The following is a 22865-nucleotide window of genomic DNA, read 5'->3' as shown; positions in this document are numbered from 1 at the left end:
TGGGTTGATAAATGAAGAAGGATGTGATGCTCAAAAAACCTGCCAGTCACCCCAATATTAAACACGGCGGCATTGGAGTGCTGCTGGTCAATCTCGGCACGCCCGATGGCACCGACTACACCTCGATGCGCCGCTACCTGAAGGAGTTTCTGACCGACCGCCGGGTGATCGAGTGGTCGCGACTGTTCTGGTACCCGATCCTGTTCGGCATCGTGCTCAACACCCGCCCCGGCAAGGTCGGCAAGGCCTATGAGACGATCTGGAACAAGGACTTGAACGAAAGCTACCTCCGGACCTACACCCGCAACCAGTCCGAACTGATGGCGAAGTCCTTCGCCGACCAGCCTAACGTCATCGTCGACTGGGGCATGCGCTACGGCCAGCCGTCGATCGCCTCGCGCATGGACGCACTGCAGAAGGCCGGCTGCGAACGCATTCTCGTCTTCCCGCTCTATCCGCAATATGCCGCCGCCACCACCGCCACCGTTAATGACAAGGCCTTCGAGGCGCTTCTGAAGATGCGCTGGCAGCCGGCACTGCGCACCGTTCCGCCCTACCACGACGATCCCGTCTACATCGACGCTCTGGCAACCTCGATCGAGCGTCACTTGGCGACGCTCGACTGGGTGCCGGAGGTGGTTCTGACCTCCTTCCACGGCATTCCGAAGAGCTATTTCGACAAGGGCGATCCCTACTACTGCCAGTGCCAGAAGACCGCGCGGCTTTTGCGCGAAAAGCTCGGCTGGTCGAAGGAGAAGCTGCAGGTCACCTTCCAGTCGCGCTTCGGGCCTGAGGAATGGCTGCAGCCCGATACCGACAAGACGGTCGAAAAACTTGCGCAGGACGGTGTCAAGCGCATTGCCGTCCTCAACCCGGGCTTCGTCTCCGACTGTCTGGAAACGTTGGAAGAGATCGCCGAGCAGGCGGCCGAAAGCTTCCATCACAATGGCGGCGAGAAGTTCACCCACATCCCCTGCCTGAACGACAGCGCCGAAGGCATGGCCGTGCTCGAACACGTCGTGCGCCGGGAGCTTGCCGGCTGGCTACAGGAAAACCGGGAAAATAGCTTGTAAGTCGCCCCAAATTTACTCGGATTTCCTTTCCTGGATGTCCAGGCATATTTCGCGATAGTCCTACACAAGGTCTTGCTCAGGAGATTGTTTGCTCAACAGTTCGTCGACTCTCATCGCGGCAAGCGCGTAGGTCTCGAAAAGAAGATCGAATTGCTCGAGCGCGTAGCTGTTTACGAGGCAACGCAAGGGGCAACGCGAGCTCGCCCGAAAGCGAGAACACCTATGCCCTGCGCGCCAACGCCATCAATTGAGAAACCAGATTGCGAAATTCAGTACAGCCGCAAAGGAGACCCACGCTGCGAGCGGCAAGAGGCAAAGTGCCGCTTTCTTGTCGAGGCGCCAGGCCTGCGCGATCGTTGCGAGGATAAACCCGATTTGCACGATGATGTTCACCAGACCGGCGACCGGACTTTGCATGGCGAAGAACATCCAGGACCACAACGCATTGAGGGCGAGCTGAACGTAAAATAGCGCCAGTGCCGTCAGCCTGCCCGGCGTCCTGGCAGGGAGGATCAAGAGCCGCCAGGCAGCGTAAGCCATGAGGATGTAAAGCGTTGTCCAGACCGGAGCAAACACCCAGTTCGCAGGATTAAAACTCGGCTTCTCCAGCGCTGAATACCAGCGTTCGAGGTTTGGATAGGTCGCCAATTGTCCTAGCATGGATGTCGCGCCGACCGGTACAATCGCAAATGCCAGCGCACGGACCCATCTTCTTTTGTCAGTGGAAGTTCGTTGCAACATTCTTCTACCCCCTAATGCGGTGCCAACGCTGACCAGACCTGTCTCATTCGGTGAGGACTGCCAGATCCGCTGGCGGCGCTGGCGAGCGGTTGCCGTCGAAGCGCGAGCCGACGGCTGACTTTTCTTCCTTTACGTACGACCTTGCTGATTGGATCAGCGAATTGAAGTTGGGATCTTACGCGGCCCGGCGAGCCCAATCCCGTTCTCACGCATTCACTGAAGCAGCGGTCCAACATTGGGTCGGTTTTCCGCAACGTCGGTCATATCGGACGCGACGGTGATCCAGTTTGGTAAAGACGGCGTATTGATGGTGCTGGACAACGTCTGGCGAACATCGGTTGGGAACGCCCGCATGGTGCGGGCCAGCAAGGAGGAATGCACGAATGAAACGGTCCCTAAGACGTACCGCCGCGATCGCGTCTACTTTCGCTCTCGTAGCCTTCGCTGCTAATGCCGACAACCCCATGGTCGGTGGAGCGGCCATGTCCGAAAGCAAAAACATCGTGGAAAACGCAGCAAATTCGAAGGACCACACGACACTCGTTGCAGCAGTGAAAGCCGCCGGTCTCGTGGATACGCTGTCCGGTGATGGCCCGTTCACCGTGTTTGCGCCGACGAACGCAGCTTTCGATGCCTTGCCTGCCGGCACTGTCGACACACTCCTGAAACCCGAGAACAAAGAAAAGCTCGCCAAAGTGCTGACTTGTCATGTCGTGGCTGCCAATGCGCTTTCCGATGCAGTCGGCAAGATGATTGCCGATGACGGAGGGAACCATTCAGTCAAGACCGTGGGCGGTTGCACGCTTTCGGCAAAGATGGATGGCGACAAGATCACACTCACTGACGAAACGGGTGGCATTGCCACTGTAACGATCGCCGACGTCAAGCAGTCAAACGGTGTCATTCATGTGATCGACAAAGTGCTGCTTCCGAAAGCGTAGTAAAACATAAGAACGGGTCGTGGTTGACCACATGCGTTTGCCGCCGGCTAGGTCGGCGGCAAACTGGCAACATCGGTCCCTGCGCCGTTCACCGTCAAACGATGGCAATGCTTGAAATACCGGACGTTTTCGCCGTGGACCAAAGATCTAAGTGCTGTGCCCCCTAACAATGCTCACCACTCAACGGGCAGGCCACCATAGTCGAAGAACTCTCCGGTATTTTCCGGCGTCAACCGATCAATAACCCGGAGCATTGCACATGCGCTCTCACTGGGATCCAACCGGCGGTGGCGAGTGGAGTAGTCTGCCGTCATTTTTGTCGCGACCGTTCCCGGGTGGAGTGCGACGACCACCGCGCGCGGATGGGTGCGGCTCAATTCGACGGAAGCTGTGCGGACGATCTGGTTGAGCGCAGCCTTCGACGCGCGGTAGGAAATCCAGCCCCCCAGGCGATTGTCTCCGATCGACCCGACCCGGGCAGACAGGAAGGCGACTATGCCGCGGTCGCTGCGGACGAGCTTCGGCGCGAAGTGTTTGAGAACGAGTGCCGGTCCAATCGCGTTCAGCGCGAATTGCCGCATCATCACATCTGGGTCGACTTGCTTGAGTGATTTTTCAGGACCCACGCCGTCGACAACAAGTCCGCCGGTCGCACAAAAAACAAGATGCAGCCCATCTACAGTCTCCGCTGCTACTGCTGCGACACTCTCTTCGTCTGTGATATCGAAGGAATTGTCCCTACGCGAGAGCGCTACAAGCTGCAGGCAATTGGGATCGGACCGGAGTTCGCCGGCGATTGCGGATCCGATGCCGCCGCTGGCTCCCAAAACAACGGCGCGGTATCCTTTAGCAAGTGACGTAAGCGGCATCTTTCAATCCTCCTCTAAACACCAAGACCCTCGTCCAGACGTTGCAGGAAAGCGCTGGCGCTTTGCCGTACTCATTTCTCCGGTCCTGCGTCATGCGCCGTCAGGTGGCGTAGGGGTGTTGAAGTCTTCGGTTTGCCGAAAGCTCTTGGTCGCCAAAAATAAAGATCAGTCTGCGACAGCATTTCATGGGGGAACACCGTTTGAAAACCCAAGAGCGTTTACGAGGGGAACGGCTCGTTGGATTATCGCATAGCGTGGCCGGGGAGGTTTTTCGGCGCAGCAGAGAGAGTTCGGCCCTATAGAGGACTCACGCTTGGCAGCGCCAAAAGTTTCCTCAGGCGACGGATATGCCCTGTCCAGCGGACGCGACGGGAGAGAGGGCGTATTTGATAGGACAACGACGCGTGAGTGGATCCTCGGCAAGTTGACCTATGAGCGAGAGCACCGATGGTTACCCTTCGATCCTTCGTGGCCTTAAGGGATGGTGGGCTCGTCAATCGCCTTCGGTTAGGTATGACGAAATAGCCTTTGCAAGCTGCTCTGCTCGCCTGACATTGTCAGGATCCGCCAGCATGAAGTCGGACGCCAGGGCTTCGATGATTGCCATGGCCGGAACGTTTGTGGCCGAAAGAACCGGGTGTCTGGATGGCGCGAGAAGCAATCGGTCGGCGAATTGAGCCAGCGGAGCGGCTGGAGAATCCGTTATGGCGACAATTTTCGCCTTTTTGTCACGCGCAAATCTGACGATCTCGACAACATCCCTGGAATACCTGGGAAAAGATATTGCAACCAGTACGTCGCCTTCTCCAATCGACATCGCACGCGCGGCAGCGGACTCCGTTCCTCCGTATTGAGCGACATTTATAACTTCGTCCCGATAAGGTTGCAGCGAAAGGACCAGCATTGCCGCGAGGTGCGCAGAAAGGCCAAAGCCTATCACGAATACCCTTCGAGCCGCTCTTATGTCACCGCAAGCAACGCGTATGTATTCGGCGGTCTGCGGGCTCTTGAGCGCGTCAATGTTGGAGCCCGTCACCTCGATGCTGAGTTCAACACCCTGGCTACGCTTATCGAGGTCTCTTATCGAGGCATCGAGCTTGGCGACAGGCGCTATCAATTCGCTCACCATAGCGGCGATGGACGATCGAAATTCCGAAAAGCCCGCCAATCCGAGGTCTCGAACAAAACGGCTGACGCTTGAAGCCGAAGTTCCCGTTGCGGAAGCGAGTTCCTCGATGCCGTGCGTTGCCACGAACATCGGGTCCCGGAGTACAAAACCGGACAGTGCCCGCTGCGAAGCCGATCCGTCCCGCAGCAGTCTGCTGAGTTCGAGACCTAAAGCAGAGGTGGCGAAGCGTCGATCGGCTTCTGCGTTCCAGGTGAGGGATGTCTGAAAATTTTCTTTCATTTGTTGACTCTATGAAAATATCCTGCCATTGAGAAGTCAGCTTAGCTGATTTTGGGAGGAAATCGCATGCGAATGAAATTTCTCGCGTCAATCGTTGCCACAACGATGCTCGCCGGTACTGCGTTTGCGGAGGATCTTCGCATAGGCGTGGAAGGAAACTATCCGCCCTTCTCAGTAGTTGCTCCCGATGGAACGCTTTCCGGCTTCGATATCGACATCGCAAATGCGATCTGTGCGAAGATGAAGAAGAACTGCGTGATGGTGCAGCAAGAATGGGACGGGATGATCCCGGCGCTTAATGCCAAGAAGTTCGATATCATCGTGGCTTCGATGACGATCAACGAAAAGCGCAAGAAGGTCGTCGACTTTTCCAACCCTTACTATGACGTCCCGTCGCGATGGGTGGCGCGCAAGGGTGACTACAAGAGCTGGTCGCCGGAAGAGCTAAAGGGCAAGACGATCATCGTCCTGCGCAACTCTCCGCGTGCCGAGTATGTTGCCAAGAACTACCCTGACAGCACCGTTTTGGCGGTGGACAAGGAGCCGGCCGTCTACCTGGAGCTGGCGGCGGGTCGCGGCGACATCGCCTTCGGATCGTCGGTGGTTTCGGCCGAATCTTTCCTGAAGAAGCCCGAAGGAAAGGACTTTGAGCAAGTCGGCGACACCCTCTTCTTGGGCGAGGACGCCGACGGCGGCGTCGGCATCGCTGTGCGTAAGTCAGATGGCGCTCTGCGCGAGGAAGTAAATGCCGCTCTGTCTTCCATCATGAGCGACGGTACTTACAAGCAAATGTCGGGCAAATACTTCGACTTCGACGTCACGCCGCAATCGGCAAAGAAGTAGTTCTTTTCCCGCGATCGGCGCCTGGGCGGCGCCGGTCGCAAGGGGTGCTGTTCCATGTTCCAAGGTTATCTACCGATGATTCTGGGGGGGCTCCGTGTGACCCTCAGCGTGGCGTCGGTCTCACTGGCGATCGCCTGTGTTATCGGCCTGATTGGCGCGTCCGCAAAGGTCTACGGCGGGAAAGCGGCAAGATTGTCGGCTGCCGCGTACACGACGACGGTGCGCGCTTTGCCGGATTTGCTTGTTATGCTCGTCGTCTTTTACGGCGGCCAGATCCTGCTCAATTCCATCTCCGAAACCTATGGGTGGGGTTATCTCGATGTCGATCCCTACATAGCCGGCGTTAGCACAATCGGCTTTGTATTCGGAGCTTACCTGACCGAGACGTTCAGGGGAGCGATCCTGAGCGTGCCGGCGGGGCAAATCGAGGCTGGCTTTGCATACGGTCTTTCCCGCTGGCAGGTGGCCTTCTACATTCTGCTGCCGCAGATGATACGGCATGCCGTGCCCGGCCTGACGAATACGTGGCTGGTCATGTTGAAAGCGACAGCGCTGGTTTCGATCATCGGGCTCGACGATATGGTCCACCGGGCCGGGCTTGCGTCTGCGGCGACGCGGGAGCCATTTACCTTCTACGCGCTTATCGGCCTCATCTATCTCGCGGTCACCACATTTTCGGTTCTCCTCTTCGGAGCGCTTGAGAAGCTTTCTTCACGCGGCGTTCGCAGCGGAGGTGCTGCATGATCGACTGGGAAATCGTTGCCGATAACCTGCCGGCATTTGCGGGCGGTCTGGTAAACACTTTGATCCTGTTGGCAACCGTCGTCGTCAGCGGTTTTGCGGTCTCGGTGCCACTGGCGCTCGTGCGCTCAATGCGGTCGCCCTATTTTTCTCGCGCGGTATGGCTGTTCACCTACGTCATCCGCGGCACGCCGCTTCTTGTTCAGCTGTTTGTCATTTACTACGGAATTGCTCAGTTCGAGTTCGTGCGCAGCAGCGCGATATGGCCGCTATTCCGCTCTCCGTGGTTTTGCGCGTGGCTTGCGCTGACGATCAACACTGTCGCCTATACGACCGAGATATTCGCCGGCGCGATCCGAACCACGGCGCCAGGCGAAATCGAAGCGGCACGTTCGATCGGCCTGAGCCGCGCGGCGGTTCTCAGGTACGTGATCTGGCCATCGGCCTGGCGTCGCGCACTGCCGCAATACGGCAACGAGGTGGTAATGATGATGCATGCCACCGCCCTTGCGAGCACGGTGACGATTGTCGAGGTGATGCGGGTCGCGCGCGACGTCTACACCAATTATCTCGTGCTGGCGGAATCCTTCGGCGTCGCCGCCGCAATTTATCTGTGTCTGACCATCGGTCTCACCACTTTTTTCCGCTGGCTCGAGACGCACTTTTTGCGGCATCTCTCCCGCTCGGACGCTCCGAACGCCAGAGAGAAGCCAGCCGAGCATCTCAACCCGAAAGTTGCATGATGAAAGAGACAATCTTTGATATCGAAGGTCAGGGACCCGGCACGCGGCATAGCTTGAAATGTGTCGAATTCGGGCGGCACGCAGACACGCCACTCGTCTATATCCAAGGTGGTCTCCATGCCGACGAGGCTCCCGGCATCATTGTCGCGCATGCGCTTTGCGAGACGTTGGCGGAGCTTGAGGCGGCCGACGCGATCTTCGGCTGCGTTCGGGTCGTTCCGGTTGCCAATCCAGTCGGGCTGTCTCAGTTTTCCCTTGGTCAGCAGGAAGGCCGTTTCGATCTTTATGACGGACGGAACTTCAACCGGCATTATCCGGATTTCGGACCCAAGCTGTCCGCCCGGCTTTCCAACCGCTTGGGCACAGACGCCAGCGCTAACGCGGCCGTCATCCGCGCCGAGTTGATGGCCCTGGTTGAGGAATGGCACGTCGTCACCCCCTCGGACAACGTTCGAAAATGCCTCATGAAACTTGCGATTGATGCCGATTATGTGCTGGATCTCCATTGTGATGGAGAGGCTGAGGTTCATCTCTACACGCAACCGCATTTCGCACGGATATTCTCGTCGCTTGCGACGCGTCTTCACGCCCGAGCGGTGCTGCTTGCTGAGATCTCAGGACTCAATCCGTTCGACGAGGCCCTCGTGCGCCCATGGTTGGACCTGGCAAGATCGCTGCCCGACGCGAACATCCCGCTTGGCTGCGCTTCGACCACCGTTGAGTTGCGCGGTCGTAGCGATGTGGATCGGCGACGCGCCCGGAGCGACGCCGAGGCGATCGTCGAGTTCCTACGCGATCTGGGGGTCGTCAAGGGTTCGGCCGCGCAGGCGCCGGCCAAGCTGTGCGAGCCCACCCCGCTCGCAGGTTCAGAAGCTGTCATTTCACCGTCTGCGGGGGTCGTGAGCTACGCACTCGACCTTGGCCATCATGTAAGGGCTGGTGATGTGATAGTTGAGATCATCGACCCGCTTTCAGGAACGGTGACGGCCGTGAAGGCGCAGACATCAGGCGTGTTCTACGCACGCGCTGACAGCCGCATCGCCGAGCGCGGTAAACGCCTTGGCAAGATCGCCGGCAACGATGTGTTCCGCAACGGTCCACTTTTAAGCCCATGAGCGCCAAGGCGCGGAGACAGACTATGACAGCGATGCTCGAAGTGACCAACATCCGAAAGAGGTTCGGCTCCGTTGAGGTGCTAAAAGGCATCTCGCTCAGCGCGAGGCGCGGAGATGTGATTTCCATGATCGGCGCGTCCGGCTCGGGAAAAAGCACGTTCTTGCGATGCCTCAATTTCCTGGAGCACCCGTGTGAGGGCAGCTATCGGTTTCAGGGAGAAAAACTTGACCTGAGAAAGGCGTCGAGCGGAGACCTGACGGTACATGACCCCAACAAGCTCGCTTCGATGCGCTCGCGGTTATCAATGGTCTTTCAGCAATTTAACCTGTGGAGCCACATGACGGCGAGGGAGAACGTGATGCTGGGGCCGATGCGCGTACAGGGGATAAGTCGCGCTGAGGCAGCTGAACGAGCCGACGCATACTTGGCAAAGGTTGGCGTGTCGCACCGCCGCGATGCCTTTCCGGCATTTCTCTCGGGCGGAGAACAGCAGCGAGTTGCGATCGCCCGGGCGCTCGCGATGGAACCGGAGATCATGCTTTTCGACGAGCCGACCTCGGCGCTTGATCCGGAGCTTGTCGGCGAAGTGCTTCGGGTCATGCGGGGATTGGCCGAGGAGGGAAGGACCATGATCGTCGTCACCCACGAAATGGCATTTGCCCGCGACGTTGGCAATCATGTCATCTTTCTCAGCCAGGGTGTGATCGAGGAACAGGGCGATCCACGCGACGTTCTGAGCAATCCGAGTTCCGAACGTCTTCAAAGCTTTCTTTCTTCGCGGCACACGAATTGAGCGGCCCCTGGCCGCTTCAATCTCCGAGTTGGGGTCAAATCAGCTTTTGTACGGCCGAAACGGAAAAATACCCGGCGAGAGCGGACGCCGTGGTGATGAAGACACCCCACATCATGTCCACCAAGCTTACCTCCAACGACCACCCCTTGATCGTTGCCAGATTTGTCATGTCGTAGGTGCCGAAAGCGACAAGGCCGAGCAGAGCTCCCGATACCATTGCTGTCGTCCAACGTCCGGAGCTGAGCGCAGGTATGACGGCAAAATATGAAACACCGGTTACATAAATGACGTAAAATGCAGCGGCGGCAATGAGATTTGGATGCTCGAGCAGAAGCTCTCCAATTCGGCTGCGATAGAATTTCGACGACCCGGTCAGCCACAAAAAGTCCAAGCCGAGAAAGACGATCGCTGTCGCCACGTAGGATATCGCGTAGGTCATCCGTCGCCTCCGATCAGATCCGAAGGACAGGTTGAAGCAAACGCATAAACCAGCTCCGGAACCTGAGCGGCGCGTCGGTTACCGCCAGACAGATACAATCTTGCTCAGGCGTTGCCAGGGGCTGGTGTTCAACGCTCGGGTCTGCCTCCTCTATATCTCCGCGGGCGAACAAGAGTTCTCCGTCATTGAAGCTTCCGCTGAGCACTAGCGTCAATTCGCGCCCTCCATGGCTGTGTTCCGGCACGGGTTTTCCGGCCGGTATGCGAAGCAGACGGGCCGTTGTCGACCGATCGGCCAGCTTGATCGGAATGTGATAGGCGCCACGTCCCAGAGACTTCCATTTCAGCTCCGCCAGATCTCCTCCAAGATAGGATCGCAACGGTTCCGGGATGGTTGGCGGCGAAACGACTTGCATTACTCTCGCAGGTTGCTTCGGCGAGACGCTTGGGTGAGATTCCGCGGTTCGTAGGCGCTCTTTCAACCGATCGAAAGACGAGATTTCTATTGGCACTGGCTCCATGCTCTCGAGCAACTCTCCGGCCGTATTCTCCATCAAAGTCAGTCTTGTCCGGCAGTTGGGGCACAACGCAAGATGCGTTGCAACAGCAAGCCGCCAACCCTCTTCAAGCGTGCCGGATGCATATCCCACCAGCAATTCGTCGCTCACATGATGACGGATATTCATTTTCCGTCCTCCAGCGCAGCCCGAAGCCTCGCAAAGGCAAGTCGGATTCTCGACTTCACCGTTCCGAGCGGCAGGTTCAGCTTGGTGGCAATCGCACTGTGAGAGCAATCGTCGAAGAACGACAGCGTCAGCAATTGGATCTGTTCCTGAGGCAAGTCCTTCATGGCGTCCTTTAACCGGGTCGCATCCTGGCGTTCCGCCAGCTCGTTCTCCGCGCTTTTGGCATCGTCTGCCACAAATGCGGGGTCATTGACGTCGAAATCCGGCCTCCGGTTCTTGCGGTAGGCGTCAATACGAAGGTTGCGGGCAATCGTGAAGATCCACGTACCTGCGTTACCGCGTGTCGCTTCGAACTGGCCTGCCTTGTTCCAAACGGTGATCATCACTTCCTGCATCAATTCCTCGGCGATGTTTGGATCACGCGTAAGGCGCGCCATATAGGCCTTTACGCGCGGAGCGTAATAGCGAAACAGCGCCTCGAAAGATTCAATATCTCGCTTGCGACCGACTGCCTCGAGCAGAGAGCAGGCTTCATCTTTAGTCAGTTCCCCGCCCGGCTCTACCATGCGTCCACGCTTCTTCTGCCTCCCAAGGTCGATCAGCGGCTCATGCCCAGATCGAACAAATGGGATATCTGGAACAGCGGTAGCGGAAATCGCAAGAATTGTCTCCATGGCACCGATTACGATGCCTTCTGCTTCTTGGATCATTGTTGTCCAAAATTTTTCAAGGTGATCAATCCGATCGGGAGATTTTTTCGTAGTGCGTTCGTAATTGTTCGTCAGATTGAGGGGATAACATGCGGTTTGATCGGGGTATGAGGGGTGAATTCGGGCAACGGCGTGTCGCTGTGATTGGCGCCGGTATCTCGGGAATGTCCGCGGCTTGGCTACTCGGTAAAAGCTTAGAGGTCGTTCTTTACGAAGCCGGCGACAAACCTGGCGGTCATGCCAACACCGTCCTCGCGCCGACGGCTGTTGGACCGGTTCCGGTCGATACCGGGTTCATCGTGTACAACGATCGCAACTATCCCAACCTTGTAGCGCTGTTTGACCACCTTGACGTCCCGACCCAAGCTTCCAATATGTCGTTCTCCGCTTCATTGGATGGCGGGGCATTCGAATACTCGGGCTCTGGATTGACAGGCTTGTTCGGTCAACCGTTAAACGCACTTCGTCCGCGCTTCTGGAGAATATTGTCAGACATTTTGCGCTTCTATCGAGAAGCTCCCAAAGCTCTTAATCGGCTAAATCTCGCTAGCAAGACGCTGGGGGAGTATCTCGACGAGAATGGCTACAGCAATGCCTTTGTTACCGATCATCTCCTTCCCATGGGCGCTGCGATCTGGTCCACAACGACCAAACGCATGCGTGATTATCCGCTGCATGCCTTCATTCGATTCTGCGACAGTCATGGTTTGCTTGCATTGACGGACAGACCTCGTTGGCGAACCGTAACCGGCGGAAGCCGAGAATATGTCAGCAGGCTGATGTCGGACTATTGCGGTGAGCTTCGAACAAGAAGGGCAGTCCGGGAGATCCGCCGCGAGGTGGGGACGGTGGTCATAACAGATCGTGATGGCAATCGTGACACTTTCACGGATGTGGTCATCGCAACTCACGCCGATCTAGCGCTGGCGATGCTTGCCGAGCCTGACGCACGTGAAAGAGAGCTGTTGTCCGCGATCAGCTACACAAGCAATAAGGCGGTTCTGCACTCAGATACCTCATTGATGCCCAGGCGGCGAAACGTGTGGTCGAGCTGGAACTACATTGGCGCGTCGGATGATTGTGGTGAGCGCCAGCTTTGTGTGACCTACTGGATGAACCGATTGCAAGGGATCGATCCGGCGACGCCGCTTTTTGTGACGCTGAACCCGCATCAAAAGATAGCCAGTGAGCGGATAATCGCGACATTCGATTATGACCATCCCCTGTTTGATCAGCGAGCGTTGGCGTCTCAAAAGGAGCTTTGGGATCTCCAAGGACGCGGCGGTGTCTGGTTTTGCGGGGCCTACTTCGGCAGCGGATTTCACGAAGACGGACTGCAGTCCGGGCTTGCGGTTGCCGAGGCCATCTCCGGCGAGCGGCGTCCATGGACGGTCCGCGACGATTCTGGCAGGCTCCCCTGCGAGATCGGTTACGCGGCGGCTCAATGATGTCGAGGTCGGCTCTTTACAGCGGCCAGGTGTGCCACGTTCGGTTTAGACCCCGCCGGCATAGGCTTTCCTACAGGGTCTTTTCGCTGCTCCTCGATCTGGACGAGTTGGCTTGGCTGGACAGCAAGTTGCGCCTGTTCGGCCATAATCGCTTTGCTCTGTTCAGTTTTCGCGACAGCGATCACGGGAATGGTGAAGTAGGCGCGCTACGCAGTTGGGTCGAACGCCAGCTTTCCGAGGCCGGGGTGGACGTGAAGCAGATGCGTATCCGTGTGCTATGTTATCCCCGCATACTCGGCTACGTTTTCAACCCTTTGACGGTCTTTTACTGTGAGGCAAGCGATGGCCAAGTCCGGGCCGTTCTCTATGAGGTCTGCAACACATTCCACGAACGCCATACCTATGTCATTCCGGTGAGCGACGACGAGGGCGGAGCGATCCGGCAGTCGTGCGTCAAAGAACTTTACGTTTCTCCGTTTGTACCCATGGATTGCCGCTATGAGTTCAACCTCAGGCCGCCGGGGGAAACCGTGTTCGTCGGCATAACCGAAAACGATTGTGACGGGCGACTTCTCACGGCTGTATTTTCCGGAGAAAGGGAAGAGATCTCGGATAAGAGGCTTTTTCTAACCTTCCTGAAACACCCCATGATGACAGTAAAAGTAATGGGTGCGATCCATTGGGAGGCGCTCAAGATCTGGCTAAAGGGCATGCCCGTGCATCGTCATCGACCGGCGGACCTGCGGGTCGCCACAACGATTGTCTCCCGTTTCGAACAGAAAGACACCTTGGCATGAGCGAGCTTGATCAGGGTGCGGCATTTTCAATATCGTCGGGCCGCCCGCTGTGGCAAAGAATAGTATGCGGTTGGCTTGCCCGTATCAAACGCGGGCAGTTGCGCGCGGAGTTCCCCTGTGGGGCAGTGCACTTGGTCAAAGGCGACGTCCCCGGTCCGACTGCAGCGATCGTCTTTACGAACTCAAGAGCGGTCTGGCGTATGCTCACAAGCGGCAGCCTCGGGTTTGCTCGATCCTATCTTGATGGCGACTGGGAGACGCCAGACCTGGGAACGCTTATGGATTTGGCGCTTGCCAACGAAGAGACCCTCAAGCCAGCGCTCGCCTCTCGCCCGCTAATAAGCCGCCTCGCTTACCTCCGGCATCTGTTCAGACGAAACTCCCGTGCCGGGAGCCGCCGAAATATCGCGTTCCATTACGACCTCGGGAACGATTTCTACCGCGCATGGCTCGATGAGACGATGACGTACTCTGCCGCCATCTTTGAGCGGCAAGGGCAGTCACTCGGTGAAGCCCAACAAGCCAAGTACGACAGGATCCTAAGTGAGCTGCGAATCGGTCCGCAAGATCATGTTCTTGAGATCGGTTGCGGCTGGGGCGGGTTTATGGAGTACGCGGCCTCGCGCACGGGGTGTCGCATTACCGGGCTGACTTTGTCGAAGGAGCAGGCCGACTTTGCGAGAGCTCGGCTGGCAAACAAGGGATTGTCTCCGTTGGCCGAGGTGCGGCTGCAAGACTATAGGGATTGTGAAGGACGTTTCACCAAGATCGTCTCAATAGAGATGTTCGAAGCCGTGGGAGAGGAGAATTGGCCGGTTTACTTTGAGAAGCTGCGGACGAACCTCGCTCCTGACGGACAAGCGCTGATCCAGGTCATCACGATCGACGAGAGGCGGTATGAGCGGTATCGGCAAAACGCCGATTTCATTCAAACCTATGTGTTTCCCGGTGGCATGCTGCCTTCTGCGGCAGTCTTCAGGCAGGAGGCTGTCACTTCCGGCCTACGGGTGCGGGATGCATTTTCTTTCGGCCGTGACTACGAGAAAACCCTGCTCTTGTGGGAAGGTGCTTTCCTCAAAAGTTGGCACAAGATTGAATCCGCTGCATTCGACGAACGGTTCAAGCGCTTGTGGCGCTACTACCTTCACTACTGCGCCGCCGGCTTTCGCAACGGGACCATCGATGTCTACCAGTTCCGGCTCGAACCAACGTGACGGAGGTCAGGTCTGCTCCTCACGCAACATGCGGCGCGTCAAGGCGAACCTCAGGCTTGGAGGAAGCGCCTTCAATAGCTTCAAGACCACTTTCATCCTCCACGGGAATGCGATCTCGAACTTCCCCCGCTCAAGCCCGCGCATGATGTATTCCGCCGCACTTTCCGAAGAGATCAGGAACGGCATTGGAAAGTCATTCTGACGCGTCAAAGGCGTATCGACAAATCCTGGATTGATAATTGTCATCTGAACGCCTTGCCGTTCAAGTTCGGGATAAAGGGCTTCGCACAAGTTGATCAAGGCGGCTTTGGTCGCGCCGTAGCCCGCGGCACCAGGAAGACCGGTGTAGCCTGCCACAGATGCCATGACGGCAATCCGTCCCGACCGGCGCGTCGTCATCGCTGGCATGATCGCCTGCAAACAGTTCACGGTTCCCATGATGTTGAGCCCGACCATCTCTCCGATCGCCGCGGCGTCGAAGGTCGACAGGCTATCGCGCCGGTACGTTCCTGCGCCGAAGACCGCAAGGGAAATCGGACCCAGGCGCGTTTCAATGTCGCGTACGGTGTTTTCTGCCGCTTCGCGGTCGGTCACATCGAGGGGAAAAGAATGGATCTTGTTCTCCAGCGATCGTGCGAGAGTATCGAGCTCCACCGAGTTGCGCGCGCTTACGGCGACGGTCCAGCCGTCAAGTGCCAAACGGAGTGCAAGCGATTTCCCGATGCCGGAGCTTGCGCCGGTAACCCACGCCACCTTTCGACGATCCGTCTCGTGGAAGGCGTGATTGTTGATTAAATCGCGACCGATAGTCATGGAAACCTACCTCAGTGGGCGATGGGGAAAACGTGTCATCAACCTGGCAGCCGTAGACGAGCGCAATACCGTCAAGTCCGGCCAATAAGCTCTCGTTGGGTCACACGATCGATCGGAAAGCCCCACATGAGCCCGATTGCTGCGAGCTTCGGGACGATTGGTGCCCAGGCGTAAAGCAACGAAAGACCATTGAGAGCGTCGGGCGACGAACGATCTTGAGCCGGGTCGAAGCCAATCAGACTGAGCATGGGAAACGTTAACCCGACTGCTGTCGCCAGAGAGAGCTTCGTGGCAAGTGCCCACGCCGCGAAATACATGCCGGAACGCTGAGAGCCTGAGACTGCTGTGTCGTTGTCGATTACGTCTGCCTGCATGGATGGAGGCAAAACAAGGTCGAAGGCGAGCAGAAGACCGGTGCACACGCATATGGCACCAAAGGCGACCAGGTCTCCGTCGTCGAGAAATCCTGATACCGCAAAGATCGAGCACGTCACCAGCATAGCGCCGCTCCAGGCCTTGTGCTTGCTCCAGCGCCTTGCGGCCTTTACTGCGAGCGGTACGCCAAGAACTGCGCATGCGAAATAGAGTAGGAGAAACGGGCCGCGCCATTCCGCAGCTCCCAGCCGCCCTGAGACAAAGTAAAGAAACAAAGTGGCTGGGATTGCGTTTGCAAATCCATTCAAAAGAAAAGCGGCGATGAGACGCAGGAACGGCCGGTTCTTCGACATGAAAACCAGGCTTTGCATCAGGCCAAACTCCCGCGTCGACCGATTGACGGGTTCGGGGACGAAAACGAAAGCCATAAGCCCTGTGAGCGGAAGCAAGACCGCGACAAGAAGGGCTACCGCCTTTAGCCCATCGGCGTTATTTGCCCCAGCCGTCCCAACAGCGAAGGGGAGGCTGATGGCCGATAAAGTCCCGATAAGCGTCGCGCCTTCGCGGAAAGCTGCAACGCGTGTTCGCTCGGCATAGTCGGTTGAAAGTTCTGCCCCCCAGGCGGTGTAGGGCAGAGAGGACCAGGTAAAGCCAAGTGACAAAAGGCCACCCCATATAAGCAGATAACCGAGCCCGATTGTTTGAGGCGGCCAAAAAAGCATGAACGCGGCGACCGCGGTTAGCGGAATTGACGCAAGAAAAAAGCCACGCCGGCGACCGCCAACGCCATTCCACCGGTCGGCAAGCCAGCCGAATATCGGATCACTCGCTGCATCAAGAAGACGAATGGCAAAAAGTGCACCGCCGACGGCCGCGACCGGTAGTCCCATGACTTCGGAGTAAAACGTCGGAACGATGACGAAAAGCGGCAGCGCAAGCGCCGCCAATGGGAACGCTGGAAGCGCATAGAGGATGAGTGTCGAAGGGTGTGACCTGGATGCTCGTCTGCTAGACACTTTCCACATCAGTCACTGTCTCCTGAATTCGACACGCGTCCAGGCAACCGGCAATCCGAATTTCGTCACATAGGCGGTATTGAGGACACGACCGTCATTGTTCAATGTCATGGTGTCGTGAAAGCGAACTTTGTTCTTGCGGTTTTTTGAGTCGAGGAAGACCAGATAGCTGAAGCGCGCGACATTATCTTTAATCCGCACCTGCGTCTCTCCAATCACGTCCTCGCGCGTACCCCTGTATCTGCCGGGTCCATCCTTTATGAACCGCCACGTCTTGCGATCTCGACTGCCGTCATCGAACCTGAAATCTTCCCTGAGCGTCAGGGTGCGGCCGTCCCATTTTCCGACCAACTGGACTTCGAATGTCCTTTTAACCCCGGTGATGCTTTGAAAGCTTCCCTCGGCGCTCGACCTGCCTGTAAAGAAGCTTTCAAGCGAAAAGGACCCGGCGGCCGCTGGCGCAACCAATGCAAGGTTCATGGCGAGGACCGTAAGAAAAACGCTGAAGATGCGCATGCATTTCCTCCGTCAAATCGATTGCGCGGCATAAGCTTCAATTCGCGGCCTCCTTTCGCTGCCACATCAAAGCTCGGGACCTATTCGGGCGATACCGGTCTTTCCGTCGTTCCGGATCCACTTCAGCTTTTTCTGTTCGACCCGGTAGAGCTCAAAACACATCGGGCGACCGTCGTACCAGGTGCGAAACTGCTGGCAGAGACGGTCAGACTGTATCCACCAAGTGCCGGTGTCTTTGGGTTTGACGAACCGGCCGAGGCCCAAAGCTTCGCCGTCACCGTCGACACTGCCACTTCTTCGATAGTTTAGCGGGAATTCCCCACCCAATGGAGCTTCAAGGAAGATGCGCCTGCCGACGATCTCTCCCTTGATCTCGTTTGCTCTGTATTGCTCCGCAGCGGCCTCTGACGGTACGGCTGCGCACACAGCTGCGATCGCTATTGCGGTTCGGAACATGGCTCGTTCGTTCGCTCCCGTTGTTTTTCGTCAGCCTGGATTACGAGAAGTGGGCGCGGTTGGATCAGTCCGGATGAGACTTGTAGTGATTTCGATAGGCGCCACGATCCGCGCCTCATTCGTATTCGTATAAAAAACTGAAGCTACCGCAGATGCTCCATCGCGTGCCGGAGGCAGTCAGTTGACCCATTACAGCTGGAAGAAAAATACGCCGGTATATTGCCGCCGGAGATTGGAAAAGCTGAAGCAGCTGAAGGATGAGAATGCGCGGCCGGACCCTCGCAGTGGCGATCTGCGACGCAAAATAGCGCTCTGGCTTCGTTGCGCAAAAAAATTAGTCGCGCGCGATCTATTAGCGCGGTTGACATGTTTCTTTTGAGGCAATATAGATTGTGCACAAACTAATCGGGCGCGATAAAAATTCCCTCGTAGCCTGTATTGGACCGAAGCCACAAAGGATATCGTCATGTTTAAACTCGCTGCGACCGTTGCCTTAATCGCCGCTCTCCTGTCCGGCGGGGCTGTTGCCCAGCCCGCAAAGCCCACAGTCGTTCTCGTTCATGGCGCTTTCGCCGATGCGTCGAGCTGGAATGGTGTGACGAAGATCCTTCAGAAAAACGGGTTCACGGTCGTTGCCGCTGCCAATCCACTGCGCAGTGTCGCAGGCGATGCGGCCTATGTTTCAGACATCATCTCGAGCATCAAAGGATCCGTCGTCCTCGTTGGGCATTCCTACGGAGGCCAGGTGATCTCGACCGCGGCAAACGGCAAGGACAACGTCAAGTCGCTGGTCTACGTTGCAGCCTTCGCTCCGGAAGCTGGAGAAGCAGCTGCCGATCTCGCCGGTAAGTTCCCCGGGGGCACGCTTGGCCAAGCGCTCGCCGCCCCGGTAAAGCTGATAGGTGGCGGCGTCGATCTTTCCATCGACCAGGCGAAGTTTCACGACCAGTTCGCCCACGATGTTTCAATCGAGGATGCGGCACTGATGGCCGCCGGGCAGCGCCCGATCACCGAAGCTGCCTTGACGGAAAAGTCAGGTTCGCCCGCCTGGAAGACGCTGCCCTCCTATTTCATCTATGGGGACGGCGACAAGAACATCCCAGCGAAGGCACTCGGCTTCATGGCCGAACGGGCGGGCTCCAAGCACACTGTCGTAATCGAGGGTGCATCCCACGTTGTGATGGTGTCGCAGCCCCAAGCCGTCGCAGACGTGATCGAAGAGGCTGCGAAGTAGTCTCTGAAAACTCCAGTGACCAAAGCCGTCACCCGAGAGGGTGGCGGCTTTGCCGTGACGGGGCGGTTCAGCCATTGCGGCGGCGCCGACGGGCCGAGGCGTGTGCTAGCGCTTCAGCGACAGCATCGGCGAGGCGCTGCTGTTCGACGTGATCCTGCGGGCGAAGCGCCGGTGCTGACGCGCGCGAACCCTGCGTCAGAATGACTGAACGCCAGGCGCTAACAGCCGCATCGGGTTGTAGCTCCGGATCCCATTCGCTCGTCAATCAAGCATGATCATGTGAGCCGGCAACTGTTCTTCGAAGAATTTCGAGAAGGTCGCTATGCGGGGCGGCAGCGCTTGATAAGGCGGATAGTATAGGGTCAGCCAAAGTTCCGGGGGCGACCAGCCTTGAAGGACATGGACGAGGCGACCGCTGCGGACTCGCTCCGCGATATGAAATCCCGGAAGCATGGCAACGCCCGCTCCATCGGCGGCCATGTCGGCAAGCACCTCGCCGCTGTTGGCGCTGAACGCCCTCCCGGCCGTGATGGTCGTGCTCGATCCGCCATCAGAAAGGTGCCAGGTCTCCCGCCTGCTTTCGCCGCTGTATGCAAGGCAGTCGTCCGGCGTCAACTCGCTCGGGTGGTCCATCTCGGTGAACCGGGTGCCCGGCGCCGCCACCAAAATTCTCGGCACGGCCCGGATCTTGCGCCATATCGTAAACTTGTCCGATGGCTGGGATGAGATGCGGATCGCGAGATCGTAGTCATCATCGACGATGTTGACCAAGCCGTCCGAGAGCGAGATTTCAAACGACATTTTTGGATAGAGTTCTCGAAAGCCGGACAGGATCGACGGTAGAACGGTTTTACCGAGCCAAGTCGGAGCGCTTATTCGCAAGCGACCCTGGTCCGCCTTATGAGCGTTTCTTACGTCGCGTCTGGCGCTTTCCAGCGCCTCTAGGGACGGCTGGATTTGCGCGGCAAAGACGGCGCCGTCCGTCGTCAGCGAAACCTGGCGCGTTGTCCGCACAAACAGCTGCACGCCGAGATCGTCTTCGAGCGCGGCGATCGCCCGCGTAACTGCGGCCGGCGTCATATCAAGCTCGCGTGCAACCTGCGCGAAGTTGCGCTTCTCAGCCGCCATAAGGAAGGTCTTCAGGGCTTTGTAGTCGTTCATCGCATTGTTTCAATTTTTGCAATTCATTCGAGATAAATATTGCAATTCTTTGCGCCAATCAACCCGGCTATAACCTTGTCTATCGACGGACAACGTCAACGGAAAGGGCACTGGCCATGATCAAGGATATCAAGGGACTGCATCACGTCACTTCGATGGCGTCGGACGCGCAAAAGAACAACAGGTTTTTCACCAACACGCTCGGCCTGCGCCGGGTGAAGAAGACGGTCAACTTCGACGAGCCCAGTGTCTACCACCTCTATTACGGTGATGAGTTGGGCACGCCCGGAACGGTCATGACCTACTTTCCCTTTCCCCATATAATGACCGGACGGCCCGGTGTCGGCGAAGTCGGCGAAACCCAGTTCTCTATCCCGAAAGGAACGCTTAGTTTCTGGAAGGAGCGCCTGGTTGCTCAAGGTGTCGGTGGCATGCAGGCTGAAACGGTCTTCGGCGCAGAGCGCTTGCGCTTCACAGGCCCCGATGGCGATGGCCTCGCTTTGGTCGAAACGGCTATCGACGGGCGGGCGCCATGGCTTGGTGAGGGCATCTCGGAGGACAACGCCATTCGCGGCTTTACCGGCGCCCGTTTCAATCTGCACGACACTGCTGCGACCGAGGAATTGCTGCGCTTCATGGGCTATGAGATTGCCGGAGTGGAAGGAGACGTCACGCGATTGATCCTTCCGGGTGGCAACGGTGCAGACACCATTGAACTGGCGGCCTTGCCGAAGACGCCGTTCGCCCGTCAGGGGGCGGGTTCGGTCCACCATATCGCTTTTGCGGTCGAAAATCGGGAAAAGCAACTCGAAGTGCGCAAGGCCCTGATGGATACCGGCTACCAGGTAACCCCCGTCATCGACCGGGACTATTTCTGGGCGATCTATTTCCGGACACCCGGTGGTATCTTGTTCGAGATTGCAACCAACGAGCCCGGCTTCGACCGTGACGAGGACACCGCCCATCTCGGCGAGGCGTTGAAGCTTCCGAACCGTTACGAGCCTTTCCGCAACAAGATCGAGGCCGGTCTGGTTCCGCTTGCCGCTTAGAACCCGTCGAATCTGATACGCACGACTTAACCAACCGACAACCTTGAGCCGGCTACTCGCGCCAGCCGGCTCGTCTCCGAAACCCTTCTCATTTCAACCGTCGCACGCCGGCGACACCAAACGGAGTATTCCAGATGTCCAAGCTCGAAGTTCTGACCCCGCAAAACAGCCAGCTTATCTTTATCGACCAGCAGCCGCAGATGGCTTTCGGCGTGCAGTCGATCGATCGCCAGGCTCTGAAGAACAACGTCGTCGGCCTCGGAAAGGCTGCCAAGATCTTCAACATCCCGACGACGATCACCACTGTCGAAACCGAGTCCTTCTCCGGCCACACCTATCCTGAACTGCTCGCCGTGTTCCCGGAAAACGACATCCTTGAGCGCACTTCGATGAACTCCTGGGATGACCAGAACGTCCGTGATGCCCTGGCGAAGAACGCCGCCAACGGTCGCAAGAAGATCATCGTCTCGGGGCTCTGGACCGAGGTCTGCAACACCACCTTCGCGCTTTCAGCCCTCCATGATGTTCCGGACTACGAAATCTACATGGTCGCCGACGCGTCGGGCGGCACCTCGGCCGACGCCCACAAATATGCGATGGACCGCATGGTCCAGGTTGGCGTCATTCCGGTCACCTGGCAGCAGGTCCTGCTCGAATGGCAGCGCGATTGGGCTCGCAAGGAAACCTACGACGCCGTCACTTCGCTGGTGAAGGAGCACTCCGGTGCCTATGGCATGGGCATCGACTATGCCTACACCATGGTCCACAAGGCCGGCGAACGCGTCACCCACGGAAAGCGGATCGGCCCGAACCCGGTCAAGTGATGCAGTAGGCAGCCGCTCTGACCGGGTCGAACCGGTAAGGGCGGCAGCCTCAACAGGTGAGGATCACCCGCATGAAACTTTACCTCATGTCACTCGGCGCCGGACTTCTGGTCGGAATCGTCTACAGCCTCCTCAATGTCCGTTCGCCAGCGCCCCCGGTCATTGCCCTTGTCGGCCTTCTTGGGATTCTGCTCGGCGAACAGATCGTCCCCTTTGCCAAGACCCTGTGGAGCAACGAGACGGCGGCAATCTCGTGGATCAACCAGGTCAAGCCGCACATGTTCGGCCACCTCCCGGGCGGACAGACAGCGGCTCGCAAAGTTAACGATCGCGAGAGTGTCTGATCATGCCGACTAGACGCTCGTTCCTCGGTGCCGCCTCGTCGCTGGCGCTGCCCGCTCTCTTCTCGTCGGCCCGCACCGCCGGCGCCCAACAGACCGGAGATACTTCGATGACGCCCGACCTGATCCTTCACAGCGGCCTCGTGACGACGCTCGACCGCGCCAATCCGACTGCCACTGCCGTTGCCGTTAAGGATGGCCTGATCCTCGCTGTCGGTGACGACAGGACGATCATGGCGCTGGCAGGCTCAGGCACAAAGACCATCGACCTCAAGGGCAAGCGCGTCCTGCCGGGCCTGAACGACAATCATACCCACGTCGTGCGTGGCGGCCTCAACTTCAACATGGAGCTGCGCTGGGACGGCGTGCGCTCGCTTGCCGATGCGATGGACATGCTGAAGCGGCAGGTGGCGATCACGCCGGCGCCGCAATGGGTGCGGGTCGTCGGCGGCTTCACCGAGCACCAGTTCGCCGAAAAGCGGTTGCCGACGATCGATGAGATCAACGCGGTCGCGCCCG

26 protein-coding genes are annotated in these 22865 nt (G+C 57.8%); 15 read left to right on the top strand and 11 right to left on the bottom strand.

All coding sequences use genetic code 11. The features are described 5' to 3' along the window. Positions 1-26: 26 nt before the first annotated feature. The gene (hemH, locus tag IB263_RS33500) at positions 27-1073 is read left to right on the top strand and encodes a ferrochelatase (protein ID WP_192439592.1); all 1047 of its coding nucleotides are present in this window, start codon (positions 27-29) and stop codon (positions 1071-1073) included. A 243-nt stretch (positions 1074-1316) separates the two neighbouring features. Here hemH and IB263_RS33495 read toward each other — a convergent pair whose 3' ends face one another. Beyond that, on the bottom strand, positions 1317-1814 hold the full coding sequence (locus IB263_RS33495; protein WP_112984520.1) for a TspO/MBR family protein: 498 nt from the start codon (positions 1812-1814) through the stop codon (positions 1317-1319). Positions 1815-2197: 383 nt separating this feature from the next. On the opposite strand from IB263_RS33495, the gene IB263_RS33490 reads away from it, so the two are divergent. After that, positions 2198-2755 carry a fasciclin domain-containing protein gene (locus IB263_RS33490; RefSeq protein ID WP_112984519.1) on the top strand — a complete coding sequence of 186 codons (558 nt, stop codon included), beginning with the start codon at positions 2198-2200 and terminating at the stop codon, positions 2753-2755. 173 nt (positions 2756-2928) lie between these two features. On the opposite strand, the gene IB263_RS33485 is transcribed toward IB263_RS33490, so the two are convergent. Continuing rightward, positions 2929-3624: an SDR family oxidoreductase gene (locus tag IB263_RS33485; protein WP_113294392.1), complete on the bottom strand. Its 696-nt coding sequence runs from the start codon at positions 3622-3624 to the stop codon at positions 2929-2931. Positions 3625-4117: 493 nt separating this feature from the next. After that, on the bottom strand, positions 4118-5032 hold the full coding sequence (locus IB263_RS33480; RefSeq protein WP_060520958.1) for a MurR/RpiR family transcriptional regulator: 915 nt from the start codon (positions 5030-5032) through the stop codon (positions 4118-4120). A gap of 51 nt (positions 5033-5083) precedes the next feature. Between IB263_RS33480 and IB263_RS33475 the strand changes: the two genes are divergently transcribed. The 5 genes from IB263_RS33475 to IB263_RS33455 are packed head-to-tail and all read left to right on the top strand — an operon-like array spanning position 5084 to position 9268. Continuing rightward, on the top strand, positions 5084-5875 hold the full coding sequence (locus IB263_RS33475) for a transporter substrate-binding domain-containing protein (protein ID WP_192439591.1): 792 nt from the start codon (positions 5084-5086) through the stop codon (positions 5873-5875). A 54-nt stretch (positions 5876-5929) separates the two neighbouring features. Further along, complete coding sequence (locus tag IB263_RS33470; RefSeq protein ID WP_034802202.1) at positions 5930-6619, top strand: ABC transporter permease; 690 nt, start codon at positions 5930-5932, stop codon at positions 6617-6619. Then, positions 6616-7359, top strand: coding sequence for an ABC transporter permease (locus tag IB263_RS33465; RefSeq protein ID WP_089046277.1), 744 nt, complete (start codon positions 6616-6618; stop codon positions 7357-7359). Before IB263_RS33470 ends, IB263_RS33465 begins: the two co-directional genes overlap by 4 nt. Next, positions 7356-8474 (top strand): succinylglutamate desuccinylase/aspartoacylase family protein, encoded by a 1119-nt coding sequence (locus tag IB263_RS33460; RefSeq protein ID WP_192439590.1) that lies wholly within the window; start codon positions 7356-7358, stop codon positions 8472-8474. The genes IB263_RS33465 and IB263_RS33460 overlap by 4 nt, the downstream gene beginning before the upstream one ends. A 23-nt stretch (positions 8475-8497) precedes the next feature. Then, positions 8498-9268: an ABC transporter ATP-binding protein gene (locus IB263_RS33455; RefSeq protein WP_090302314.1), complete on the top strand. Its 771-nt coding sequence runs from the start codon at positions 8498-8500 to the stop codon at positions 9266-9268. Between the two features lie 34 nt (positions 9269-9302). On the opposite strand, the gene IB263_RS33450 is transcribed toward IB263_RS33455, so the two are convergent. From IB263_RS33450 to IB263_RS33440, 3 genes are read right to left on the bottom strand one after another with little or no spacing between them, the layout of a single operon-like run. Then, positions 9303-9707: a DUF2177 family protein gene (locus IB263_RS33450; RefSeq protein ID WP_112984515.1), complete on the bottom strand. Its 405-nt coding sequence runs from the start codon at positions 9705-9707 to the stop codon at positions 9303-9305. A gap of 13 nt (positions 9708-9720) precedes the next feature. Next, on the bottom strand, positions 9721-10392 hold the full coding sequence (locus IB263_RS33445; RefSeq protein WP_034802209.1) for a ChrR family anti-sigma-E factor: 672 nt from the start codon (positions 10390-10392) through the stop codon (positions 9721-9723). Further along, the gene (locus IB263_RS33440; protein WP_309139286.1) at positions 10389-11102 is read right to left on the bottom strand and encodes a sigma-70 family RNA polymerase sigma factor; all 714 of its coding nucleotides are present in this window, start codon (positions 11100-11102) and stop codon (positions 10389-10391) included. The genes IB263_RS33445 and IB263_RS33440 overlap by 4 nt, the downstream gene beginning before the upstream one ends. An 89-nt stretch (positions 11103-11191) precedes the next feature. On the opposite strand from IB263_RS33440, the gene IB263_RS33435 reads away from it, so the two are divergent. The 3 genes from IB263_RS33435 to IB263_RS33425 are packed head-to-tail and all read left to right on the top strand — an operon-like array spanning position 11192 to position 14561. Next, positions 11192-12550, top strand: a complete 1359-nt coding sequence (locus IB263_RS33435) for an NAD(P)/FAD-dependent oxidoreductase (protein WP_051659616.1) — start codon at positions 11192-11194, stop codon at positions 12548-12550. After that, a complete protein-coding gene (locus IB263_RS33430; protein WP_335669416.1) occupies positions 12487-13347 on the top strand; it encodes a DUF1365 family protein in 861 nt (286 codons plus the stop codon). Before IB263_RS33435 ends, IB263_RS33430 begins: the two co-directional genes overlap by 64 nt. Continuing rightward, positions 13344-14561 carry a cyclopropane-fatty-acyl-phospholipid synthase family protein gene (locus tag IB263_RS33425; protein ID WP_112984514.1) on the top strand — a complete coding sequence of 406 codons (1218 nt, stop codon included), beginning with the start codon at positions 13344-13346 and terminating at the stop codon, positions 14559-14561. The genes IB263_RS33430 and IB263_RS33425 overlap by 4 nt, the downstream gene beginning before the upstream one ends. Positions 14562-14567: 6 nt before the next feature. On the opposite strand, the gene IB263_RS33420 is transcribed toward IB263_RS33425, so the two are convergent. The 4 genes from IB263_RS33420 to IB263_RS33405 all read right to left on the bottom strand — a co-directional run bounded on the left by IB263_RS33420 (position 14568) and on the right by IB263_RS33405 (position 17737). Then, positions 14568-15374, bottom strand: coding sequence for an SDR family oxidoreductase (locus tag IB263_RS33420; protein ID WP_112984513.1), 807 nt, complete (start codon positions 15372-15374; stop codon positions 14568-14570). Between the two features lie 71 nt (positions 15375-15445). Then, positions 15446-16774, bottom strand: coding sequence for an MFS transporter (locus IB263_RS33415; protein WP_192439589.1), 1329 nt, complete (start codon positions 16772-16774; stop codon positions 15446-15448). A gap of 3 nt (positions 16775-16777) precedes the next feature. Beyond that, a complete protein-coding gene (locus IB263_RS33410; RefSeq protein ID WP_034802220.1) occupies positions 16778-17281 on the bottom strand; it encodes a DUF3833 family protein in 504 nt (167 codons plus the stop codon). A gap of 66 nt (positions 17282-17347) precedes the next feature. After that, positions 17348-17737, bottom strand: a complete 390-nt coding sequence (locus tag IB263_RS33405; RefSeq protein WP_034802223.1) for a hypothetical protein — start codon at positions 17735-17737, stop codon at positions 17348-17350. Positions 17738-18203: 466 nt separating this feature from the next. Here IB263_RS33405 and IB263_RS33400 point away from each other — a divergent pair, with 466 nt between their 5' ends. Beyond that, positions 18204-18971, top strand: a complete 768-nt coding sequence (locus tag IB263_RS33400; RefSeq protein ID WP_090429265.1) for an alpha/beta fold hydrolase — start codon at positions 18204-18206, stop codon at positions 18969-18971. Positions 18972-19232: 261 nt separating this feature from the next. Here the strand turns inward: IB263_RS33400 and IB263_RS33395 are convergent, their stop codons facing one another. Further along, entirely contained in the window at positions 19233-20132 is a 900-nt protein-coding gene (locus IB263_RS33395) for a LysR family transcriptional regulator (protein WP_034802228.1), read from the bottom strand. 116 nt (positions 20133-20248) lie between these two features. On the opposite strand from IB263_RS33395, the gene IB263_RS33390 reads away from it, so the two are divergent. The 4 genes from IB263_RS33390 to IB263_RS33375 all read left to right on the top strand — a co-directional run. Further along, positions 20249-21181 (top strand): VOC family protein, encoded by a 933-nt coding sequence (locus tag IB263_RS33390; RefSeq protein ID WP_034802231.1) that lies wholly within the window; start codon positions 20249-20251, stop codon positions 21179-21181. A 134-nt stretch (positions 21182-21315) separates the two neighbouring features. Then, the gene (locus IB263_RS33385; protein WP_034802234.1) at positions 21316-22005 is read left to right on the top strand and encodes a hydrolase; all 690 of its coding nucleotides are present in this window, start codon (positions 21316-21318) and stop codon (positions 22003-22005) included. Positions 22006-22076: 71 nt separating this feature from the next. Continuing rightward, a complete protein-coding gene (locus tag IB263_RS33380; RefSeq protein WP_060520944.1) occupies positions 22077-22349 on the top strand; it encodes a XapX domain-containing protein in 273 nt (90 codons plus the stop codon). A 2-nt stretch (positions 22350-22351) separates the two neighbouring features. Next, a partial coding sequence (locus IB263_RS33375) for an amidohydrolase family protein (protein WP_192439588.1) occupies positions 22352-22865 on the top strand: 514 nt, incomplete at its 3' end.

Source organism: Ensifer sp. ENS03 (genome assembly GCF_014852035.1).
Classification (GTDB): Bacteria; Pseudomonadota; Alphaproteobacteria; order Rhizobiales; family Rhizobiaceae; genus Ensifer; species Ensifer adhaerens.
Note: the sequence above shows the minus strand (reverse complement) of the source record. Positions and strands in the feature narration are given on the sequence as shown.

Excerpts from the sequence above, each read along its gene's own strand:
- hemH (WP_192439592.1), top strand. The coding sequence starts at position 27 with ATGCTCAAAAAACCTGCCAGTCACCCCAATATTAAACACGGCGGCATT.
- IB263_RS33495 (WP_112984520.1), bottom strand. The coding sequence starts at position 1,814 with ATGTTGCAACGAACTTCCACTGACAAAAGAAGATGGGTCCGTGCGCTG.
- IB263_RS33490 (WP_112984519.1), top strand. The coding sequence starts at position 2,198 with ATGAAACGGTCCCTAAGACGTACCGCCGCGATCGCGTCTACTTTCGCT.
- IB263_RS33485 (WP_113294392.1), bottom strand. The coding sequence starts at position 3,624 with ATGCCGCTTACGTCACTTGCTAAAGGATACCGCGCCGTTGTTTTGGGA.
- IB263_RS33480 (WP_060520958.1), bottom strand. The coding sequence starts at position 5,032 with ATGAAAGAAAATTTTCAGACATCCCTCACCTGGAACGCAGAAGCCGAT.
- IB263_RS33470 (WP_034802202.1), top strand. The coding sequence starts at position 5,930 with ATGTTCCAAGGTTATCTACCGATGATTCTGGGGGGGCTCCGTGTGACC.
- IB263_RS33465 (WP_089046277.1), top strand. The coding sequence starts at position 6,616 with ATGATCGACTGGGAAATCGTTGCCGATAACCTGCCGGCATTTGCGGGC.
- IB263_RS33460 (WP_192439590.1), top strand. The coding sequence starts at position 7,356 with ATGATGAAAGAGACAATCTTTGATATCGAAGGTCAGGGACCCGGCACG.
- IB263_RS33455 (WP_090302314.1), top strand. The coding sequence starts at position 8,498 with ATGACAGCGATGCTCGAAGTGACCAACATCCGAAAGAGGTTCGGCTCC.
- IB263_RS33450 (WP_112984515.1), bottom strand. The coding sequence starts at position 9,707 with ATGACCTACGCGATATCCTACGTGGCGACAGCGATCGTCTTTCTCGGC.
- IB263_RS33445 (WP_034802209.1), bottom strand. The coding sequence starts at position 10,392 with ATGAATATCCGTCATCATGTGAGCGACGAATTGCTGGTGGGATATGCA.
- IB263_RS33440 (WP_309139286.1), bottom strand. The coding sequence starts at position 11,102 with ATGATCCAAGAAGCAGAAGGCATCGTAATCGGTGCCATGGAGACAATT.
- IB263_RS33435 (WP_051659616.1), top strand. The coding sequence starts at position 11,192 with ATGCGGTTTGATCGGGGTATGAGGGGTGAATTCGGGCAACGGCGTGTC.
- IB263_RS33430 (WP_335669416.1), top strand. The coding sequence starts at position 12,487 with ATGGACGGTCCGCGACGATTCTGGCAGGCTCCCCTGCGAGATCGGTTA.
- IB263_RS33425 (WP_112984514.1), top strand. The coding sequence starts at position 13,344 with ATGAGCGAGCTTGATCAGGGTGCGGCATTTTCAATATCGTCGGGCCGC.
- IB263_RS33420 (WP_112984513.1), bottom strand. The coding sequence starts at position 15,374 with ATGACTATCGGTCGCGATTTAATCAACAATCACGCCTTCCACGAGACG.
- IB263_RS33415 (WP_192439589.1), bottom strand. The coding sequence starts at position 16,774 with ATGTGGAAAGTGTCTAGCAGACGAGCATCCAGGTCACACCCTTCGACA.
- IB263_RS33410 (WP_034802220.1), bottom strand. The coding sequence starts at position 17,281 with ATGCGCATCTTCAGCGTTTTTCTTACGGTCCTCGCCATGAACCTTGCA.
- IB263_RS33405 (WP_034802223.1), bottom strand. The coding sequence starts at position 17,737 with ATGTTCCGAACCGCAATAGCGATCGCAGCTGTGTGCGCAGCCGTACCG.
- IB263_RS33400 (WP_090429265.1), top strand. The coding sequence starts at position 18,204 with ATGTTTAAACTCGCTGCGACCGTTGCCTTAATCGCCGCTCTCCTGTCC.
- IB263_RS33395 (WP_034802228.1), bottom strand. The coding sequence starts at position 20,132 with ATGAACGACTACAAAGCCCTGAAGACCTTCCTTATGGCGGCTGAGAAG.
- IB263_RS33390 (WP_034802231.1), top strand. The coding sequence starts at position 20,249 with ATGATCAAGGATATCAAGGGACTGCATCACGTCACTTCGATGGCGTCG.
- IB263_RS33385 (WP_034802234.1), top strand. The coding sequence starts at position 21,316 with ATGTCCAAGCTCGAAGTTCTGACCCCGCAAAACAGCCAGCTTATCTTT.
- IB263_RS33380 (WP_060520944.1), top strand. The coding sequence starts at position 22,077 with ATGAAACTTTACCTCATGTCACTCGGCGCCGGACTTCTGGTCGGAATC.